Annotated in this window: 4 protein-coding genes; all 4 read left to right on the forward strand. The window is 35.7% G+C overall.

Annotation, left to right across the window (positions count from 1 at the left end; all coding sequences use genetic code 11):
- A partial coding sequence (locus VB654_RS16915) for a hypothetical protein (RefSeq protein WP_323214980.1) occupies nt 1-359 on the forward strand: 359 nt, incomplete at its 5' end.
- 89 nt (nt 360-448) lie between these two features.
- Nucleotides 449-682, forward strand: coding sequence for a hypothetical protein (locus VB654_RS16920; RefSeq protein ID WP_323214981.1), 234 nt, complete (start codon nt 449-451; stop codon nt 680-682).
- Nucleotides 642-1,250, forward strand: coding sequence for a hypothetical protein (locus VB654_RS16925; protein ID WP_323214982.1), 609 nt, complete (start codon nt 642-644; stop codon nt 1,248-1,250). Before VB654_RS16920 ends, VB654_RS16925 begins: the two co-directional genes overlap by 41 nt.
- 132 nt (nt 1,251-1,382) lie before the next feature.
- Nucleotides 1,383-2,233 (forward strand): transposase family protein (locus VB654_RS16930; protein ID WP_323214983.1); only part of this gene is annotated, 851 nt, incomplete at its 3' end.

Consider the following 2,233-nt stretch of genomic DNA (forward strand, 5'->3'; position numbering starts at 1 on the left):
AAAAACCCAGAGGTGGAAAACGAGAACCTATAACTGATCCAAGAATTATCAAGGAATTGCCGCACGGGGAAGTCCGCACATCAGAGGAACTCGAAAAAGCAAGGCAGTATTTCAAAAATCGTAAACTAGAAGCTAGAAGAAGATGGGAAGAAAGAACTGGTGAGAAATGGCCAATAGATCCGGCTACGGGTCAGCCCACCAGAGCATCTCATCCACGACCACTAGCTGATGGAGGAGATCCGATGGTTGTAGAACCTGCCTTTGGAGATCCCAACACTGAACACATGATTCCCGATCCAGTCACGGGTAAAACAGACCAGCAAAGATTTGGTGAGAGAAGGAGGAATAAGGACAAATGAAAATAAGTTTGTTTATTAAACTAAAACTAATGTCAGAACTTTACTTAATTTTTTAGTTTTTAAATAGTTTGTAAGGGAGGTATAGGACAATGTACGAATGGTTGGAAACAGAAATTTCTGAAATTAAAACGCCGAAGTTTCACATTATTGAGGGCAATAAAGCAGAGAATTATCTTCATATACCAACAGGATTTTTGTCATCTTTGCCACCATCCTACCTGGAGTTTATTACCAAATTTGGTGGAGCGAAACTGTACCAAAGAAATAATTATTATGAAGTAGGTGTACGTACTCAATCCACCTCAAGAAAAAACTCTCAATAATCGAGACAAACTCTTCCTTGTGGGATACGTTGATGATTCAAAGGCATATTTCATTTGTTCCCAACTGATACCAGGCACAGAGTCACCTATTTATGAATTGACTGAAGATGGCTTGGAAAAAATAGCTGATAGTTTTGAGGAATGGTTCATTATTAGATGTACAGATGTGCGTGAATCCTATGACGAGAAAGAATGGAAGGAGATATTAAACGGACCCAAGCCATTCACGTATGAGGAACAGTCAATAGTGGAAGCGAGAAGGAAATTCCAATGGCAAGTAGTGGAATTTGATAAAAATAGAAACGTTAAAATTTTAGTAACGAATAACTCCAATCTAGTTCTACCATATCTGACTATTGGCATGAGGACAAAAAATCCCACACAGGATGGTCAAGTCTGGGAAAGTGGAATTTATCTGAAAGTCTCTAACATCCAGCCAGGGAAAGAGTGTATTATCGAGCATCAAATCCATCAACCAGTTTTTATACCTGACAATACGGAGTTTTTCCAATTAGCAGTTCCTGTCCCAGAAGAACGTTATAAGTATTGGGAATTTCTCAAAGAATAATCCGAGAAATATTTAAATGTAAAAGCCAAATAATTAAACGCTAATTTTGAAGCCAAGAGACACGTCCGGAATATGATTTGGGTACAAAAAATGGTAGAAAATAAAATTGACCTTCTACCAACATCTAATTAAATGATTAGTATCTTTGATTATATACAAAAGTATCCCTCGCGTGCAAAGCAACTTTTGGGGATTAGTTATGACCAATTTACTGACCTGGTAAACTATGCTAAAAAAAGTCATGAAGAAGAACAACTCAAATTTGAACAAAAGAAGGTTAGAATACATCGTCGTGGAGGTGGACGAAAAAAAATATTATCCATCCCAGAACAAGTATGTTTGTGTTTGTTTTATCTGAGACAAATACCAACATTTGAAGTTTTAGGAATAATGTTTGGTATATCAAAAACTTTATCTAATGATACTTTTCATTACTGGAGAAAAATATTACGTAAGATTATACCTTCTAGTTTAATAGAACAAGTTGAAGATAAAGAAGGAGATTTAATGATTGTACAAGAAATATTAACGAGTTTTAAGTTACTGGTCGATAGTCTAGAACAGCCGATTGATAGACCATCTGACAACGAAGAGCAAAAAAAGTTCTTTTCTGGAAAGAAAAAACAGCATACTGTAAAAAACCAGATAGTTTCCTTGCCAGAAGGAAAAGATATAATTGATATTAAAGTAGGTTATCCTGGACCAACGGCAGACATAAAATTATTCCGAGAGCAACAAACGAAATTTGATGAAAAACAAGAATTTGTTCGCGTAGCGTCTCGAAGAGAGGGAGATAAGGCGTATCAAGGTGGGAATAATATTACTACACCTCATAAGAAGAAAAGAAAACAACAATTAAATGAACAACAAAAAGAAGAAAATAAAGCTCTCTCAAGTAAGCGTATATTTGTTGAGCATTTAATACGTGTTGTAAAAATTTTCCAAGTGGCATCACAAAGATTTAGATTAAATGCTGATGTTTA

Origin of the sequence: Nodularia sp. UHCC 0506 (genome assembly GCF_034931045.1) — a bacterium.
Lineage (GTDB): Bacteria > Cyanobacteriota > Cyanobacteriia > Cyanobacteriales > Nostocaceae > Nodularia.